At 49.1% G+C, this 18,213-nt stretch carries 19 protein-coding genes; 8 read left to right on the top strand and 11 right to left on the bottom strand.

Annotated features, from left to right (window positions below; translation table 11 throughout):
• Positions 1-467 precede the first annotated feature (467 nt).
• The gene (locus OGX95_RS05665; RefSeq protein WP_286628642.1) at positions 468-1,433 is read left to right on the top strand and encodes a sugar-binding transcriptional regulator; all 966 of its coding nucleotides are present in this window, start codon (positions 468-470) and stop codon (positions 1,431-1,433) included.
• A gap of 30 nt (positions 1,434-1,463) precedes the next feature.
• On the opposite strand, the gene hxlB (OGX95_RS05660) is transcribed toward OGX95_RS05665, so the two are convergent.
• From hxlB (OGX95_RS05660) to OGX95_RS05640, 5 genes are read right to left on the bottom strand one after another with little or no spacing between them, the layout of a single operon-like run.
• A complete protein-coding gene (gene hxlB, locus OGX95_RS05660; RefSeq protein WP_286628708.1) occupies positions 1,464-1,985 on the bottom strand; it encodes a 6-phospho-3-hexuloisomerase in 522 nt (173 codons plus the stop codon).
• Between the two features lie 55 nt (positions 1,986-2,040).
• Positions 2,041-2,499, bottom strand: coding sequence for a PTS sugar transporter subunit IIA (locus OGX95_RS05655; protein ID WP_286628707.1), 459 nt, complete (start codon positions 2,497-2,499; stop codon positions 2,041-2,043).
• Entirely contained in the window at positions 2,499-2,792 is a 294-nt protein-coding gene (locus tag OGX95_RS05650) for a PTS sugar transporter subunit IIB (RefSeq protein ID WP_062938225.1), read from the bottom strand. The genes OGX95_RS05655 and OGX95_RS05650 overlap by 1 nt, the downstream gene beginning before the upstream one ends.
• 21 nt (positions 2,793-2,813) lie before the next feature.
• Entirely contained in the window at positions 2,814-4,184 is a 1,371-nt protein-coding gene (locus tag OGX95_RS05645) for a PTS galactitol transporter subunit IIC (protein ID WP_286628641.1), read from the bottom strand.
• Positions 4,185-4,187: 3 nt separating this feature from the next.
• The gene (locus tag OGX95_RS05640; RefSeq protein ID WP_286628640.1) at positions 4,188-4,724 is read right to left on the bottom strand and encodes an RpiB/LacA/LacB family sugar-phosphate isomerase; all 537 of its coding nucleotides are present in this window, start codon (positions 4,722-4,724) and stop codon (positions 4,188-4,190) included.
• A gap of 380 nt (positions 4,725-5,104) precedes the next feature.
• On the opposite strand from OGX95_RS05640, the gene OGX95_RS05635 reads away from it, so the two are divergent.
• From OGX95_RS05635 to hxlB (OGX95_RS05605), 7 genes are all read left to right on the top strand, one after another.
• Complete coding sequence (locus OGX95_RS05635) at positions 5,105-5,860, top strand: DeoR/GlpR family DNA-binding transcription regulator (RefSeq protein ID WP_286628638.1); 756 nt, start codon at positions 5,105-5,107, stop codon at positions 5,858-5,860.
• Between the two features lie 356 nt (positions 5,861-6,216).
• Positions 6,217-6,666: a PTS galactitol transporter subunit IIA gene (gene gatA, locus OGX95_RS05630; protein WP_286628637.1), complete on the top strand. Its 450-nt coding sequence runs from the start codon at positions 6,217-6,219 to the stop codon at positions 6,664-6,666.
• Between the two features lie 21 nt (positions 6,667-6,687).
• Complete coding sequence (locus tag OGX95_RS05625; protein WP_000628511.1) at positions 6,688-6,981, top strand: PTS sugar transporter subunit IIB; 294 nt, start codon at positions 6,688-6,690, stop codon at positions 6,979-6,981.
• 27 nt (positions 6,982-7,008) lie between these two features.
• Positions 7,009-8,262 (top strand): PTS transporter subunit IIC, encoded by a 1,254-nt coding sequence (locus OGX95_RS05620; protein WP_286628635.1) that lies wholly within the window; start codon positions 7,009-7,011, stop codon positions 8,260-8,262.
• A gap of 18 nt (positions 8,263-8,280) precedes the next feature.
• Positions 8,281-8,925 carry a ribulose-phosphate 3-epimerase gene (gene rpe / locus OGX95_RS05615; RefSeq protein WP_286628634.1) on the top strand — a complete coding sequence of 215 codons (645 nt, stop codon included), beginning with the start codon at positions 8,281-8,283 and terminating at the stop codon, positions 8,923-8,925.
• Between the two features lie 122 nt (positions 8,926-9,047).
• A complete protein-coding gene (locus tag OGX95_RS05610) occupies positions 9,048-9,800 on the top strand; it encodes an SDR family NAD(P)-dependent oxidoreductase (protein WP_286628633.1) in 753 nt (250 codons plus the stop codon).
• 14 nt (positions 9,801-9,814) lie between these two features.
• Positions 9,815-10,375, top strand: a complete 561-nt coding sequence (gene hxlB / locus OGX95_RS05605; RefSeq protein ID WP_286628632.1) for a 6-phospho-3-hexuloisomerase — start codon at positions 9,815-9,817, stop codon at positions 10,373-10,375.
• A 238-nt stretch (positions 10,376-10,613) separates the two neighbouring features.
• Here hxlB (OGX95_RS05605) and OGX95_RS05600 read toward each other — a convergent pair whose 3' ends face one another.
• From OGX95_RS05600 to OGX95_RS05575, 6 genes are all read right to left on the bottom strand, one after another.
• On the bottom strand, positions 10,614-11,684 hold the full coding sequence (locus OGX95_RS05600; RefSeq protein WP_286628631.1) for an ABC transporter ATP-binding protein: 1,071 nt from the start codon (positions 11,682-11,684) through the stop codon (positions 10,614-10,616).
• Positions 11,677-13,446, bottom strand: coding sequence for an ABC transporter permease (locus OGX95_RS05595; RefSeq protein ID WP_286628630.1), 1,770 nt, complete (start codon positions 13,444-13,446; stop codon positions 11,677-11,679). The genes OGX95_RS05600 and OGX95_RS05595 overlap by 8 nt, the downstream gene beginning before the upstream one ends.
• A 76-nt stretch (positions 13,447-13,522) precedes the next feature.
• Positions 13,523-14,611, bottom strand: coding sequence for an ABC transporter substrate-binding protein (locus OGX95_RS05590; protein WP_286628629.1), 1,089 nt, complete (start codon positions 14,609-14,611; stop codon positions 13,523-13,525).
• Between the two features lie 182 nt (positions 14,612-14,793).
• Positions 14,794-15,492 carry a response regulator gene (locus OGX95_RS05585; protein WP_137384444.1) on the bottom strand — a complete coding sequence of 233 codons (699 nt, stop codon included), beginning with the start codon at positions 15,490-15,492 and terminating at the stop codon, positions 14,794-14,796.
• Positions 15,485-17,137, bottom strand: coding sequence for an ATP-binding protein (locus tag OGX95_RS05580; RefSeq protein ID WP_286628705.1), 1,653 nt, complete (start codon positions 17,135-17,137; stop codon positions 15,485-15,487). The genes OGX95_RS05585 and OGX95_RS05580 overlap by 8 nt, the downstream gene beginning before the upstream one ends.
• 207 nt (positions 17,138-17,344) lie before the next feature.
• The gene (locus OGX95_RS05575; RefSeq protein ID WP_137384445.1) at positions 17,345-17,881 is read right to left on the bottom strand and encodes a tetratricopeptide repeat protein; all 537 of its coding nucleotides are present in this window, start codon (positions 17,879-17,881) and stop codon (positions 17,345-17,347) included.
• Positions 17,882-18,213: the final 332 nt, after the last annotated feature.

The following is an 18,213-nucleotide window of genomic DNA, read 5'->3' as shown; positions in this document are numbered from 1 at the left end:
CGTTGCTGGTAGCCATATAGTGTCTGACTCTTTGGACAGATTGCCGTACCGGTGAGGTCTTTAACATTACGTGGAAGGCTGTTGCTTTCGAAAAGGGAAATACACACTTGTGAGAGACTAAAACAGGTATTGAACGTTACGTTCAGCTATCGACGCAGGTGAAATAATCAGCATGTCGGAAGGTCACTAAAAGTGAATGGACCGTTTTGGCGGGATACTTACAATACGAACTGGCATGTGCAAAAACTTGCAATAAAAACTCTTTGGGCAGCCATGTTACATTTTTGCGCTGAGTCTTTTCCGTGATCCTATTCGTACATTGGCGGGGCGTTTTACATCACAAAATACAAAATCCCCTCCTGCAAAGGTATCTGATGAGCGGCTAAAAGTGTACTCTTTTGAGTATTGCATCTGAGCGGATAGCTCAACAAATTTATGATACCTCCTGTTACGTATGGATAACCGCTATGCCAAAAGAGAACAAAAATCCGAAGCTGCGCAACAACGATCCTCGTTTTATCTATTCTCTTGTTGTTAAGCGTTACTTCTCCGAGATGAAGACGAAAGTAGAAATTGCAGAGGAGCTCGGTCTGTCTCGCTTCAAAGTTGCACGCCTGATTGATGAAGCCATTGCGCAAGAGTATGTAAAATTTACCTTCCCTAAACAGCAGGCTCTTGATGAGGAAATAGCGCAAAATCTTTGTAAGAAATACGGATTGCAGGATGCGGTTGTGCTTTCCGTTTCCGAGTCCTGGTCTTCTCAGGAACAATTAAACGTCAAGCTGGGAGGGATAACGGCGACCTACTTGAGTGAGATTCTCAAAGAAGGTATGAAGTTTGGTCTGGCCTGGGGGCGGGTTCTTTCAAGTACGGTGAGTCAACTGACGACATTACCTGTTCTGGATGTGGTTCAGCTTTCTGGCGTTCATCCTGGCATTGAGTTTAGTCAGGGACCGATTGATCTAATACACAAAGTTGCCGCAATTTCCCACGGAAGAGCGCACCCGATGTATGTCCCCATGTGGGTGGATGACGAAAGTTTAGCCCAGAAACTCGCTGACGATCAGGCTGTTCAGGATACGCAAAAATTTTACTCAAATATGGATGTCGTTATTACGGGCATTGGGGCCTGGAAAACGGGTTCTTCCAGTCTATGCGATATATTCCCTGAAGCGTGGCGTGAGGCTTTAATAAGCCATGACATTACTGCTGATGTATGCGTAACACTGGTAAATAGCAAAGGGGAAATTCTGGATAGTCCGCTGAACCGACTGGGTTTCGGAATTACGACAGATCAATTGCGTGCTACAAAGAAACTGATTGGTGTGGCTGGGGGGGATGAAAAATATGAAGGTATAGTTGCCTCTCTCAAATCAGGTCTTCTGAATGTGCTGATTACTGATTTTGATACGGCTATTAAACTTCTGGATTAATAGCCGCTAGCGTTTTACGCCATGCCGGTATTATTCAATATCGGCGTGGCGTTCCTTCATCGTCTGACTCGTTTCATTAAGATTGGCCATTAATGACAGAACAATAGTGTCATAGGTCAGCAGGGAAGCCTGTTCGAAAAGAGAGCCCATCGGTTGGGTGCTGTAACCTGCCGGGATCGTGAGTACGTGATCCGCCAGGGTCGCCAGAGTTGAATCTGGTGCGGTAGTGATGAGCGCGATATACACGCCATTATTCTTTGCTATTTTCACTTGGTTGATCAGGCGTTGGGTCTCTCCGGAACCTGAACCAACGATCATCAGGTCGTTTTTGCGAGAATGTGGAGAACTGATTTCTCCTACCACGCTGACGGACAGGCCAAGGTGCATCAGTCGGTTGGCAAAAGCATTTATCATTTGCCCTGAACGTCCAGCACCGGCAAGAAATACATGACCGGCAGTGATAATAGAATCAACGAGTGAGTTAAATTCTATCTCATCTATTTTATCCACAAGTGAGGATAGCTCGTGCAAAACGAGGGCGTACTTTTTCATGATGGTCATTCTTTTTATTGAAAAAGGCAGATAGGGGATATCTGCCTTTTGTTTATCAGGATGCGGCAAGCATCTCTTCAACATATTTCCCGACTTCGTGTGTTTTAAGGTTACGGCACGACTCGATGAACGAAATATCCTGGAAGAGCGTAAAGAGGCGGCGCAGCACAGACATATGCTGATCGCTGGTTGCGAATGCGAGATTAAACATAATGCTGCATTCCACTGTGAGGTCAGCATCTTCCATCTGACCAAACACGACTCCATTATCAAAACGCACAATGCTTATGCTGTTGGTTTTTACCAGCGTATAGTCTGCATGTGGGATGGCAATGCCCTGACCGTTCGCCATCAATAAACCAGTTGGATAAGTCTTCTCACGCTCCAGGCAGGCCTGAATATACTCGGGAGTGATATAGCCTTTTTCCAAAAGCTTCTGGCCTGCAAACTCAATTGCTGCATGCCAGTCAGCGATCGTACCCTCGACGTCATTTACCAGAATCTCAAGTTTCATCATTTCACCTGGTTAAGCATTTCTTCTTTAACAGCATCAAAAATCTCATCTTCGCCGAGACCCGTTAACAGGCCTGCTCCCACAATCACACGAGTAGTGATGCCTGGGTTATCCAGCTTGGTTGAAGAAACAATCAGGTCATAACTGTTAAACGTGTCAGTGGTACAAGCCATCAATGAGGATTTATCTACCTGCGCTTCGATATTCTGTTCTTTCAGGTAGTCCTGCAGGACAGAAACCATAATGGAAGAAGAGGCGATACCGTTTCCACATACAACTAAAATCTTTTTCATTTTCAATCACCTTATGAAGTTTTAAGCCGTTTCTTCTGCCTCAGTTTTCAGCTGACGGCGCGCTTTCTGTTTGAGTAAGTAGCCTACGGACAACAGCAATACAGCGGCGAGAGCATAGCCTGCGATGCCGACATGGCTGAGTCCAGCAAAGAGACCGGTGAACGGGTTAGCTGACGGGTTAAGTGATGAGTACATCACGCTGGCATCAGGATTGGTGCCGAATTTCTGGAACACTTCATTCGTTGCTGGGGCCATCCAGGAAGCGATGTATAAGCCGCCGCCAAACAGGATGATGGAGGTCACCCAGGTACGAATAATGTTGCCATTAAAAACAGGTACCATGCACGCAATAAAGAATACGAACTGCGAGAGGTCCCCCAGAGGCATCACTCGGTTGCCGGGAAGGACAACGGCGAGGATAACAATGACCGGGATCAGCAGCAGTGCAGGCGCGATAACTGAAGGATGACCAACAATCAGTGCGGTATCCATCCCGACAGTGATCTCACGATCCGGGAAACGTTTAACCAGTTTCTTACGTGCCACGTTGGACAGCGGAACCAGACCTTCCATCATGATTGAGGTCATACGTGGCAGCAGGAGCATCACAGCGGCAAGGTACATACCCAACTGCAGGCTGGCGATAATGGTGTGATACGGAGATTCCCAACTATAACCACAGAAGCCAAGAAGAATACCAATAATGAAACCAACCATGGTCGGATCGCCAAGGATACCAAAGCGTTTCTGAATGCTTTCCGCCGTAACGTTCAGATTACGGAATCCAGGGATGCGATCGTATATCCAGTTAAACGGATAAGCGAACAGCAAATAGGTGTTTGCAACCGGGTGGGAGATGGCAACGCCTTTTGGAAGGTTGAAGAATTTTTCGTTGTTTTTAGCACCCAGGTCAGCCGCAATAAGCGCCCAGACATGGAACAATGCAGCCGTAAGAACACCGTAAAGGAAGCTGCCGGAGTAAACTCCAACGATCGCCCCCATTGAGGCATTCTGGTGAAGGTTAAATACGTCAACGTTTACACAGTCCGTCAGACGTGCTACCAGCATGGCAATATTCACCGCAACACACAGAGGGATGATAATCGCCCCCATACTTGAGCCAAAGCCCATTACGGCGGTGGCTGCGCCGCCAACATCAATGGCGCTCAGCGAGGAGCCGGTAGCCTCGGCAAGTCCTGTCACAGCAGGCTGCATTTTTTCAAGCATCAGCTTGATGGTCATTGTTAATGCAATAAAACCGATGCCGACTTTAATGGCGGATGAAATACATTCCGACAGGGGACGCCCCAGAAGTTTCATCAGTATAAGGAAGATGACCGGTATAAAAATAAAGTTACCCAGGTCATTGATAAACTGCGTGATCAGTTCCATTTATTAGCCCTCAGATTTCTCATCATCTGGTCTGAAACCCATATTCCATCGAACATCTTCAGGTTTCGTCAGCAATGCGTTGTCATTGCGCTCTGCTTCCAGTAGATTCTTTTTGGAATTTTCTCTTGCAGTGGCAAAGTCGAACGCGTTGTCATACCAGGCATCAATGATCATTTTTGTGTATTCAAGATCATTAACTCTGCAGCCAAGTCCAATCACCTGCGCATTGTTACTGAGTCTTGCTCGCTTGGCCGAGTAGGGGTTGGTGACGGCGACAGCACGAATCCCCCAGTGCTTATTTATCTGGCAAGTAAAGCCAATTCCAGTTCCGCAAATGTAGATACCGAGGCGACATTCGTCCCGCTGAATAACTCCCGCCATTTCATCCGCAAGACGAGCGAAGTTGTTGAAACCGTCTTCTTTTCGTTTAACGGGATCGTACACGACCTCGGCATTTTTCTCTTCTTCGAGGTATTTTTTAATTTCCTCCTTACGATCAAATCCCACATCATCACATGCGATTGCAATTTTCGTTTTCATCTCAACTAACCCGTCATAAAGAACTTAAGCCAAGTATGAGGTTGGTAAATATTGGTTGTCAACTGAGATCTAAATCACAAAATTAGTAACTTATTGATTTTTATTAAATTAAAAACCAACAAAAGCAAATAAAAGCTAATTTATGCCAATTTTATAGTGCGGTTCAGGGAAGGGATATCTACAGGTTGTAGTGATGTGACCCGATTTGATTTTATTAATCAGTTGATTTTAAATTAATTTATTTTTATTTGACCGTTGTTCTCACAAATGACCGTTCACATGCCATGGCGACTCGTCTTCTCCTGGAGTTTGTTTTAGTTTGCATCTTCTGTGTTATGATTCGCTTCATTGCATTGGGTTGAAAGGTTATAGGGGGAAGGATGTACCTGGTTGAAGAAAGGAGAAAATTGATCCTTGAAGAGATTATTTCGGCGGGTACCGTGTACGTTAGCGACCTTGCTAAAAAGTATGAGGTCACTTATGAAACTATCCGCAAAGATCTCACCTATCTTGAAAAAAAAGGGCTGCTGGTTAAAAGCCATGGAGGGGCAACCTTAAAGCAGGGGGCTGTCGAGCATCCTTTCCAGGTCAGGGAAAAAGAAAACAGTACCTTCAAACAAGCTATAGCCAGGAAAGCGCTGGACTTTATCCCCCCCAATAGCTCAATGATCATTGGTACAGGGAGTTCTAACTTTGAACTGGCCAATCTATTGTGCATGAAATCTGGCTTTAAAATTTTTACCGATTCTCTGCCGGTGGCCAGCGTGCTGATAGAGTCAGATAACCAGATCTTTCTGTTCGGTGGAGAACTGAGGAAGAAAAGCTCTTCTGTTTTTGGCGGGTGGGCTGTGTCAATGATTAATGATATTAACGTTGATCTCTGTTTTATCGGCACCGACGGCTTCAACAATATGACAGGCCCATCCACTCCCTCCTCCTCGGATGCCTTTCTGGATCGAACGATCATTGCCCATTCCGAGAAGAAATATATCCTGGGCGATTACACTAAGTTCCAGCGAAGCAGCTTATTTAAAATCTGCGACTGGTCTGAGATTACCGCGCTAATCACTAATGATATTGCTGATAAAGACGGTGTTGCAGAGGTTGCGAAGCATACGAAAGTAATAACCTGTTGATTTTAAATTCAATAATTCCAATAACGGTACATAGCATGTGCCGTTGTCCCGCAGAAACAACATCAACCTGACGCGATGCTCATAAGAGCATTTCATGTATCGCCATCAAAAAAATCATCAGAATAAAGCAAACCATTAAAATACGATAATAATCATGATATTACATGTTAAATGCGTATTGGTTTCTGATAATCATTGCTCATATGAGCGTTTGTTGTAATGCGCTTATGTGATTTTGTGTGATCGAGCTATAACTTTTGAAATCTCCCCATTTTAGCAAATCACTGATGTGCTATAACTGCTCATGTGATTAATTGGATGCTCACATGAGCATTCGGTGAGGTGAGGAGAATTAAGTGGGTACAATTTCTATCAGTGTCGCGGATGGGGCGGCATACAAAACGTATGATGAAGTGCTGGAGCACATTCACGAGAAACATCAGGCCGATGGGATCGTAAGAGAGACTTACCTCCAGGCGTTGCGTGATCGTGAAGCCGACTATCCTACTGGAATTTTACTTGATGGCTATGCTGTCGCCATCCCACATTGCGATAGCCAGCACGCTATCAGCCCGGCGATTTATATCATCCGTTTGCCTCAAGAAATAGAAGTTAATCAGGCTGATGGTGATGAAAAATTGTGGGTTCGCCTGGTTGTAAATCTGGTTGTTACTCAGCCAGCGGATCAATTGCAATTGTTGAAGGCGTTGTTTAACCATCTTCAGCTAGCTGATTTTTACCACCAGATGCTGGAACTTCCTGCTGAAGAAGCAAAGGCATTGTTTATTAACACGATAATTAAATAACAATTACCCGGAGATCTTACCATGATTACTATTCTCGTAGCCTGCGGAAGCGGTGTAGCAACCTCCACTCTTGCCGCTGATGAAGTTAAATCGGTTTGTGCTGAATACGGTATTGCCAACTTTAAGATTAATAAATGCAGCATGTCCGAACTGGCCTCCGAAATGCAAAGCGCTGATGTGGTCCTGACGACGAATAATTATAAAGGTGATATTGGTAAGCCGCACATGAGCGTCGCAGGTTTTATTACAGGTATTAACGAAGCCGCGCTGCGTAAAAAATTAGGTGAGCTGTTAAGCGAAATTTCCAAAGGCTAAAGTCTAAAAAAGACGGGGGATGGTTAAATGGAAATGTTAAAAAGCATCATGTTTACTATTACAAGCATGGGCGCAACAGCAATATTGCCGCTTGTTATTTTCCTTTTAGGTCTGGTTTTTCGAATGAAAATTGGTGCCGCCATTAAATCTGGCATCACTGTAGGTATCGGTTTCATCGGTCTGGGACTGGTGGTTGGGCTGCTAAACACAGCCCTGCAGCCAGCAATTGCGTATTACTCGAAAATTGGCAGTGGGTTCACCGTGGCTGATATTGGATGGCCTGCCGTTGGCGCAGCTGCGTGGGTTGCCCCATTTGCCGCAATGGTTATTCCTATCGGCATTATCCTGAACCTGATCCTGGTTCGTCTGAAGCTTACCAAAACTCTCAATGTGGACATCTGGAACTACATGCATTTCCTGGTTCCGGGGGCTCTTGCGTATTTCGTCTTTGACAGCTTTTTCCTTGGGTTGGGTGTTGCCGTGGCTCTGAGCGTCGCTGCACTGTTTATTGGCGATCTTATTGCGCCCAGATGGCAGAAATACTACGGCCTGGAGGGGACGACCTGTACCACAATGATCCACATCGGATGGACACTTCCATTTGCATGGGTTGTGAACAAAATTATCGATTTCATTCCGGGGTTAAATAAGCTGGATGTGGATTTAGAGAGTGTTCAGAAGCGACTGGGCGTATTCGGTGAACCCGCAATCATCGGCGTGATTGTCGGTTGTCTCCTGGGATTGTTAACCAAACAACCCATTACAACCATCGTGCCAATGGCGATGGGTGTGGCTGGCGTCATGGTGCTGTTGCCAAAAGTAGTTGGGGTCCTTATGGAAGGACTTAACCCGATAGGTAAGAGTGCTAAAGAAATTATGCAAAAGCAAATGGGTAAAGATGCGGAACTGAATATCGGGATGGACTGCGCCCTGGCGCTTGGCGACCCAGCAACGGTTACTGTCACCGTTATTACTATCCCTCTGACAATGCTTTGTGCGCTGGTTTTACCGGGTATTCAGATATTCCCAATCGGCGTGCTGATGTCAATTATCTACATGACGACCATGACAGTCATGGTCAGTAACGGCAACGTTATTCGCTCAATTATCTCAACCTTACTGTTCTGTGTGGTAGTTATGTATCTGGGGGGATATGTCGCGCCCGGTGCAACTCAGTTCCTGAACGGTGCTGGCGTCGGCCTGAATGGCCAGGGTACGGACTTCGTATTAACCGGCCCATGGGAGATTCTGACCTACTGGTTGAGCACAGTTACTCATTAATTTACGGAGTTGACTAAAATGGCACAAATTTTACCATCAGTATTTGGTGCGAACATATTACGTTTGCAGGAAGAGATTCAGTTTCTGGAAACAGAAAAAACAGAAATTCTGCATGTTGATTTAATGGATGGAACTTATGTAAGCAATATTGCTTTTGGTCCTAACCAAATTGCGGCAATGAAAAAAGCCAGTTCAATGACATTCGATGTGCATATGATGCTGGCAAACCCGGAAAGACATATCGATGATGTTATTAAAACCGGGGCGGAAATGATTTCAGTTCATTATGAATCAACTCCACATGTGCATTATATTATCCAGAAGATTAAGAAAGCCGGACGCAAAGCCGGTGTAGTACTCAATCCGGGGACTCCGGAACACGTAATTGAATACCTTTTGGATGATATTGATTATATTTTGATTATGACTATTAATCCAGGTCAGCCAGGTCAGACATTTATTGAAAAAAGTCTGAAAAAGATCAGTAATACTAAAGAAATGGTTGCTGGTCGCAACATTCAGATTGAAGTTGATGGCGGCGTTAACGCTGAAATTGCTAAAAAGGTGAAGGAAGCGGGTGCTGATTTAATTGTCGTTGGTGGCGCGTTATTTAATGATTCACCGAAAGAAAGTTATCAGGCATTAAGAGCAGCGATCCAATAGAAGTTTGGTACCAAATAAACCCAGTAACCCTACACGCTATTATTGGCATTCATCAAATCACCAATTACCTGAAAGGGGAGTTGTCCCCCCCTTTGTCATGAGATTTTGAGGAGTATAGTGAAATGAGTAATTTTGAAGGTAAAGTCGCGCTAGTAACCGGTGGGGCACATGGAATCGGTAAAGGAATTGCTAAGCAATTCGCAGACCGTGGAGCTCATACTGTCATTGTCGATTATAACGAAGAAAATGGGGCAAAGACGGCCGAAGAGTTAACTTTCGATAATGTTAAATCCTTATTCGTTAAAACCGATGTATCCGATCCGAAAGCTTTGGAAAACGTTCGCGAGCAGGTTTTTCAAACCTTCGGACGCATTGATATTTTGGTATTAAACGCTGGCGTGGCGTTTGCTAATAAGGTTAATAACATCACTTTTGAAGAGTGGAATAAAACGATTGCAATTAACCTTACTGGTCTGTTTAACACAGTTAAAGCATTTTACGACGACTTCACCACCAACCATGGATCTATCGTTTATATCTCATCCGGCTCCGCGCTTTCCGGTACTGGCGGCGGTGTGAGTTACCCGGCCAGCAAAGCAGGCGGTGAAGGATTGATTCGTGGTCTGGCAAAAGAACTGGGGCCTAAGGGGGTCAATGTTAACGCTATCGCTCCTCGTCTGATTGATACAGGCGAAATGATGCGCGTCAATTATCCTACCCAGGCCGATCTTGATGCTGTTCTGGAAAAAATTCCGGTGCGCCGTCTTGGCACCATTGATGATGTGGCTAACCTGGCAATCTTTTTGGCTGATAAAGATAACTCGTACATCCAGGGGCAAACCATCCTGATGGATGGTGGCCGTACCATCGCTTAAAGGGAGGGAATCACATGAGTGTTCAACAAAATACTTTAAATATCCTGAGCGAGCTGCAGCAAAATGCGATGAAGATTGATGATGCCCAGGCTGCCCAATTCGTCTCACAGATTAAGAATGCCAAACATATCTTTCTGCAAGGTGCGGGTCGTAGCGGCATCGCCATCCGCGGCTTTGCAAACCGTCTTCTCCACCTCGGTTTTTCGGTAAGCGTTGTCGGCGAAATTTCTTCTCCTCATACGAAACCGGGCGACCTGGTTATTATTGGCTCCGGCAGTGGTGAGACTGGCAGTCTGGTGAGCCTGGCGCAGAAGGCGGTAGCCTGTGACGTGGATGTGGCGCTTGTCACAATGAAAGCGGAGTCCACAATCGGCAAACTTGCCAAAAGTACTCTTGTGTTACCTGGAACCGTGAAAGAAGACAACGATCGTGAAGACGGTGCTTTTTCACAGCCTATGGGTTCGGCTTTTGAGCAGCTATGCTTTATCACCTATGACGCAATCGTGCTTGAGCTGATGGCCCAGCTCGGCGAAACCAGCGACACGATGTTTAAGAGACACGCTGACCTTGAGTAATCGGCAGGAAACGTCCCATCAAGGGACGTTTCCTTTTTTAGCATTAATGACGTTGGTTCTTTTGCTCATGAACAAAGATTCTTCTTTCGTCAATCTTGGACATTTAGCCTGGTGTGCTTTGGTGGCTCTCGGCCTCCAGCGGCACGATCGGCTGGTTGTTACCGAGGCACAGGAAAATCTGTATTACCGCTATCCTTCCTCCAGAAAAAGGAGCAGCGACAGCCGCTCCCTTCTGGCATCAGGACTTTGGGAACACCCAAACATGTTTTTCGGGTAACGCCAGGTGGCAGTGTTGCGGATCACGTACTTCGTTGCCGTAGGCGCGGATGACAAAATCATCAGCCACGGTGCGGAACAAGTACTCCCAGCGGTCACCGAGATACATGCTGGTGAGCAACGGGAGAGCCAACTGGTTTTCGCCTGGCTCGTCGGCCAGCGCCACACGTTCAACGCGGATCACCGCGGTGCCCTCATGGCCAACCTGAACGCCGTCACCCGCCTGACCCCACAGTACCCAGTCACGTCCTTCAATACGTGCCTTGCCGTCACGCACTTCAGTGACTTTGCCATGCAGACGGTTGTTGCTGCCCATAAATTCAGCGGTGAACAGCGTTTTTGGGGAACCATACATCTCTTGCGGCGTACCCTGTTGTTCAATTTTGCCGTTGTTAAGCAGCAGAATGCGGTCAGAAATCGACATCGCTTCTCCCTGGTCATGCGTCACCATCAGCGCGGACAACCCGAGATTAATAATCAGCTCACGCAGGAATACGCGCGCTTCTTCCCGCAGTTTTGCATCAAGGTTGGATAGCGGCTCATCGAGCAGGATCACGGGTGGGTTATAAACCAGCGCCCGGCCAATCGCTACACGCTGTTGCTGGCCACCAGAAAGTTGATGCGGATGGCGCTTACCCAGATGTCCCAGGCCCAGCTGATCCAACACACCCTGTACCCGTTGGTTGATCTCTGCGGTGGGGACTTTGCGCAACTTTAACGGGTAGGCCACATTCTCAAATACGGTTTTATGCGGCCACAAGGCGTAGGACTGGAACACCAGCCCCAGGTTACGCTCTTCGGCTGGGATTTCGCTGCGCGGCGTGCCGTCGTAGACTTTGTTGTTGCCGATGGTAATTGACCCTTGTGTCGGTTTTTCCAGCCCGGCCACCGCGCGCAGGAGGGTGGTTTTACCGCTCCCGGACGGCCCCAGTAACGAAACCACTTCGCCCCGTTTGAGCTCCATGGTCACACCCTTTAGCACCGGGTTATCGCCGTAGGTTAAGTGCAGGTTCTCGACCGATAATTCAATCATGTAATTTCACTCCAAAACGAAGGGCAATACCCAGGCCCACCACTACCAACAGAATATTGATAAACGAGAGTGCGGCGACGATGTCGATAGCACCTGCCGCCCACAGAGATACCAGCATCGAACCGATGGTTTCCGTGCCCGGCGACAGCAGATAGACGCCCGTTGAATACTCACGCTCAAAGATCAGGAACATCAGCAGCCATGAGCCAATCAGCCCATACCGCGAAAGCGGAATGGTAACGTGGCGGGTAATCTGCCCACGCGTCGCACCGGTGCTGCGAGCCGCTTCCTCCAGTTCTGGCCCTACTTGCAGCAATGTTGAGGAGATGAGGCGCAGACCGTAGGCCATCCACACCACCGTATACGCCAGCCAGACGCTGAAAATGGTGCTACGCAGCGAGCGCAGCCAGACAATCAGCGTGTCTCGCAACCACTGCGACCACGGCATGCCGGATAACCAGCCGGATTTCAGCGCGTTATCGAGCCACATCGGTAAGAACAGGAACACCCACAGAAACGCCAGACCCGCGAGCAGTCCCGGCACTGCACGGGGCACCAGCACACTGTAGTCGAGAAAACGTGTGGTGTTATCCGGCTTGCGGTGCATCGCGATGCCGATAAACAGATAACAACCTACCGCCAGCGCGCCGCCGATCACGCCAATCGCCATGGAGTTGACGATGGCCCGCAACAGATTCGGCTGTTCCCAGATGGTACGGAAGGTGCTGAGGGACAGCTCATCCCACAGCGACACACCCACCCCCCAGTTGGAGATAAACGCACGCAGCACCACGCCCATCAACGGTACGCCAATGGTGATGGTCAGCCATAACGCGACCACAGCACCCGCTATCCAGCGCCATTTACCCAGCGGTAACGCGCGGGCCTGCGAGGCTTTACCCTTCATGGTGACGAAGCGGTTAGCGGTACGCATCAGGCGACGCTGTAGCATTACCAGTGGGATGGTCAGGCAGATTAGTACCACGGCAACTGCCGCCATCAGGTGATACGACGGCGTACCCAGTTTATTGGTCAACTGATACAGGTAAGTCGCCAGCACCATGTTGCCTTCCGGATCGCCCAGTACCAGCATCAGACCAAAGACTTCCAGACCAAGGAAAAATAACAGCACCACGGCGTACAGAATAGATGGGCGAACCATCGGCAGGCTGACTGATGTCATGACCTGCAGCGGGGAAGCGCCGGAAATACGCGCGGCTTCCTCCACGTCTGAGCTCACGCTGCGCAGCGCTGACGAGATATACAGATAAGAGTGCGGTACGTGTGTCAGGCCTGCAATGACCACGATGCTCGACATGTCGTAGATATTCCACGGCACGAAGCCAATCAGCGATTGTGCCCACAGTGACAGGAAGCCTACCGGGCCTGCGGCCACCACATAGCCAAAACCCAGCACCATCGGTGAAACAAAAATAGGCACCAGGATCAGCGGCTCAATCAGACGTCTACCCGGTAAGTCGGTACGTACCATCAGGAAGGCCAGTATGCCGCCCAGAGGAATGGCGATAATGACCAGACCGAATGCGAGAATAAAGCCGCTTTTCAGCGCCTTATAGAAGTCAGGGTCGGTAAAAATAAAGCCAAAGGATTCAAGGCTCCAGTCCTTTGCCGGCGAGAAGAACGGCGCGGACAAAAAGCTTTGTATCACGATGAACGACAACGGCGTGTAGATAACCAGCGCGGTTAACAGCACGACGATGCCACGCGGCAAGCTTTGCCACTTTCTGCGTAATGCATTCATAAGCGGAGATCCGGTAACACGTATTCAGGAAACGAGTACCAGGCGCACCAGTGAACCGTGCGCCCGGTTCTGGCTCTTATTTGGCCGCGGCTTCACGCCACTGTTTGATGTAATCCAGACGTTTTTTCGGTTGCAGGTATTCAAGTAATGACTCATCAACCGGGATCGGTTTCAGCGCGCTACCCAGCATTTTGGTCATACCGTCGATGTCATTTTTACCTTCGATATCGTTACGAATAGACGGAATATCGGCCTGGTTGGCGAGGATGTTTTGCCCTTTTTCAGACAGCACATAGTCCAGCCACAGTTTGGCGGCATTGCTATGTTCTGCCTGCTGGCTGATGAAAGAAACTCGTGACAGTACCAGGGTGTAGTCCTTCGGATAGGCGATCCCAAGTGACGGGTCGTTTTTGGCACGCGCTTCGGCGTAAGAGCCGAGGATATTATAACCAATCAGATTTTCACCCGATGAAACCCTCTCCATCATAGTACCGGTGGACGATTGCACGGCTAACCCGCCTTTCGCCACGTCGGACAATGTTTTGAAGTAGTTCGGATCGGCCTTGTAATCCAGCACCGATAGCATGAAGCCAACCCCGGATTTTTCGATATCGTAGGTGGTGACTTTGCTTTTGAATTTATCCACCTGGCCTGCAATCAGCTTTGCCAGCGCGGCGTGAGAATCCGGAACCTCGTTCGCCGGGATGAGGCGCTTGTTGTAAATAAACACCACCGGCTCGTAGGTGGTGCCGTATGCTTTGTTGTGCCAGACCGCCCATTTCGGTAGCTGATTCTGCTCTGCTGAAACATACTCCATGGCATAGTCGGTCGCGAGCTTCATCGCGGTGTCCATGGAGGAGCTCCAGATGACGTCACCGCTGCCGCCGCCGGCAGCCTGTTCGCTGATATAACGGTTATACAGCTCGGTGCTGTTCATATCGTTATATTCAACTTTGATGCCCGGATAGGTGGCTTCAAAGCCCTGAATCAGCGGCCCCGCCGCTTTGGTATCCGTTGTGGAGTAAACCACGACTTTGCCTTCTTTGGTGGCGGCATCAACCACCTTTTGGTAGTCAGCCGGATACCCCTGCGGCAGCGCGGACAGGGCAGAAAACGACATGAAAACAGCAGCAGAGATCAGAGAGATGCGGAATGTGTTCGCCATTATTATTAACCTTTTAATTACATTTGAGGAACTAAAAGTCAACATAGCGGATGAAAGGGGAGAGACAAGAGGGGGGAGAGAGCCGACTGGTGGAAATGTGATTGTTGACGTTGTTTCGGTAATTAACACCATAGAAACCGTGAGCGCAGCGCTTAATCCACCTCATTTTTGCGATAAAGCACTTATCCCCGATCGGCTTTCCGGTACAACCGCCTGGGATGCCCAATATTTCCATACTGAATCTCAATCACAATAAAACCAATTTCCACGCAATACTCCAGATAGCGGCGACCCGTAGTTTTGCTGATCCCTGCGTCTTCCACCACCTGTTCGACTGACCAACTGGTGTCCGGATGTTCGCTGAAAATACGCTTCACCCGCTCAAGCGTTGCAGGTTCAATGCCCTTTGTTGATGGCTGGGTTGATGCCTCACCCGCGGGTAAATTGAACAGTTTATCCAGTGCATGTTGGTCAACAACCTTCACCTGACGCAGAGTGTGTACCAGCAACATAAAGCGCTCCAGCGATGCCCGCAGACGGTGGGAAAACACGGGTTTTAGCAGGTAGTCAAACGCGCCGCTGCGCATAGCGTGGCTGCAGGTTTGCATATCGCTGGCGGCGGTGATGAATATCACCGAGCACTCAAACTGTTTGAGCAGCGGGCTATCAATAAGCTCAACGCCCTGACCGTCCGGCAAATAGTTGTCGAGCAGCAGCAGACGTGGCCGATGACGGAGGATCAGCTCGCGGGCCTGTTCCAGCGAGCCGGCGATCCCCACGATGCGCAGGTGGAAGTTTTGCTCAATAAACTCCCGATGCAGCTGTGCGAGATGCGGCTCATCTTCAACAATAACAACCTCAAGAGGGCGGATATCAGTCATGGGAAGGTCCTGTCGAAAGTGAAATCTGGAACGGGATGAAAACCGAAAATACGGTACCCTGCGGGATGTTATCGCTCATTTCGATGCTGCCACCGGCTCGGCGAACGTAGCCCGCGACCAGGTACAGGCCAATACCATGTTCTGAACCGGTGAGTTCGCTGCTGTCGGTGGGTTTACTGGTGAAGCCTTGCTCAAAAATATGCGGCTTCATGGCCTCATCAACGCCACAGCCCCGGTCAGCCACTTCAATCACCAGTTCGTGGTTGCGATCCGATATATACACTTCCACCGGCGCGGTACGGGCTGGCGTTTTCAGCGTGGCATCGACAGCATTGTCCACCAGATTACCAATTACTGACATCAGCTCTGTTTCGCTCAGCCCTTCCGGCAGGCGCGAGAGCTGGCAGGCAGGGTCGAAAATCAGTTCAACACCTTTCTCGCGGGCACCGACATATTTCCCCAGCAGCAGGCCGCACAGCGCCGGAGAGACAAACTGCCTGGAGAGGAAATCCAGTACCTGCTGGGCCCCCTCTGACTGTACCTGGATATAACGCAGTGCGTCGTCATAGCGCTGCATTTGCAGCAAGCCGACGAGCGTCGCCGTCCAGTTGAGCTGCTCGTGGCGCATGATGCGCAGGTTATCGGCATAGCGGGTCACCTGGCTGAGTTGGCTGCTGAGCGTATTGATATCGTTCTTATCGCGGAAGCTGAATACCCAACCGCTTTGGGTTCCCGGCTCGACTTCAATAGCCACGCGGTTGACGATGGTTTCCCGTTGATTCAGGACGGTAATATGATCGTGATGGCGGCTGTCATAAGCGGTATTGCCCGGCGCAAAAAACGACGGTGGCAGTTGAATCACCTCATCCAGCGGCTTGCCGAGCAACGCTTGTTCACTCTGGCGAATATTGAGCATTTCCCTGGCGGCGCGGTTGATGAGTATGAGCTGCTTATCGGCATTCACCGCAAATACACCTTCGTACATGGCTTCCAGTAACGCCTTTTGCTGTAGCACCAACTGGGCGATATCTTTTGGTTCCAGTCCGAACATCTGTTTTTTCAGTGTGCGGGTCAGTAACCAGGAAAAAATAAACAGCAGCAGCAGCAGGGCAAGGCCGTACATTCCGGTGCGCCACAGCAGGCGGGCGTTGATATTGGCGATGTAGGAGGTGAGGTAACCGACGGAGACAATACCGATGACCTGATGCTGGCTATCGAAAATAGGTGCCTTACTGCGTAACGAGACACCGATCCCGCCCTTACGCACTGTGATAATGGTTTTGCCCTTCAGTACGTCAGCATTGTCGCCGCCGATCATCGGCAGGTTAAGGCGCTCCGGGGATTCTGAGTGGTAAAGATGCTGTTCGCGCGCATCACCAATCACAATATAGCTGGCGTCGCTTTCGGCGCGCAGTGGCTGAATCAGTTGTGCGATACCGGGAATATCCCGCTGCTGTACTTTTTCTGCCAGGCCGGGAATCAGGGCAATTTCGCTGGCCTGTACTCGCGCGCGTTGGCCCAAATCGTGGTGCAATTGGCGGTCGATAAAGTGAAACAGCAATACACCAAGCAGCGCCAGCAGAAGGCAGGAAAAAGCCACCAGTGAGAGGAACAGCTTTACCTGAAAGGACAATCTGAGTTTCATGTAGTCCGCAGCGGCCAGAGCAGAAAGGGTCATCTGAAAAGCCTATCATGCGAAAATACGAACCGTAATCGAGGGACGACAGAGTTGTGAACTGCCTACATTCTCCGCGAATTTCTGAGACAAAAAACGGTATGTCGACGATGCGATCCAACGGCTGTATTCATTGAGAATGCGCATCGTTGACGGTATTTTTTTGGATCTTTCGATCTATGACTCCGGGTGTCCGTCGATCGCGGCTTTCAGATCGCGATACTCTTCGCATTGGGTGCCGCAGATAGTCTTAATGGTTGCCAGCTCCGCTTTCGCCAGGTCGGGGCGGCCTTTAACCATCCATGCTTCCCCAAGATATTCGCGCACTTTCGCATAGTGCGGATCGAGGGCAATCGATCGCTGGTAGTAACTTATCCCTTCATCCGTACGCCCTAGCTTGCGTGTCGCATAGCCTCGATAGTTCCAGGCTTCACGCGTATTGGGCTGCTGTAAGGTATCGAGTAAATTAATGGCATCCTGATAATGGCCGGTTTTCGCCAGGTGATACGCATACTGCGTTTTATCCTGATCGTCGATCATGCTGCTTTTTTCTGGCAAACATTTTTGGGTTTTGTTGTCGTAGACCTGACCCTTCGGGCACGTTGGTGTGGTGGTATCGTCATTTCCCATGGCGCTGGCTGCAGCGGAGTAGAGCAGCCCGCCTGAGATCAGGCAAATCAACGGCAGTATTTTCGTCATGGCGTGCATCTTCATGGTCCTGTCCTCTCGGTATGAGTGAAGGTTCTTGCATGCTGTAAACCGCGCAGACCATGCTTTATTCATTATCGATGCCTATAAATTGACCTGCCGTTTATTTTTATAATACCGCTTTATTAGCAAAGAGAGAGGCGCCTATTTAATCGCAGCGCGTGGTCCCAAATGAGTCTGTGCGACAGGTTGTCGTGTTTCCTTGGGCGTCAGTTGTTCGGGTTGTACCAAAGCTGTCTGTACGAGATACAGAACCATCGCTACCGCGGGTCGTGCCAAATGAATCGGTTCGATAACTGGTCGTATTTCCGTTAGCACTGGTTACCCTTGTTGTTCCG

This window comes from Citrobacter sp. Cu233 (genome assembly GCF_030332225.1).
Lineage (GTDB): Bacteria > Pseudomonadota > Gammaproteobacteria > Enterobacterales > Enterobacteriaceae > Citrobacter.
This window is presented reverse-complemented; position numbering and strand designations above follow the sequence as displayed.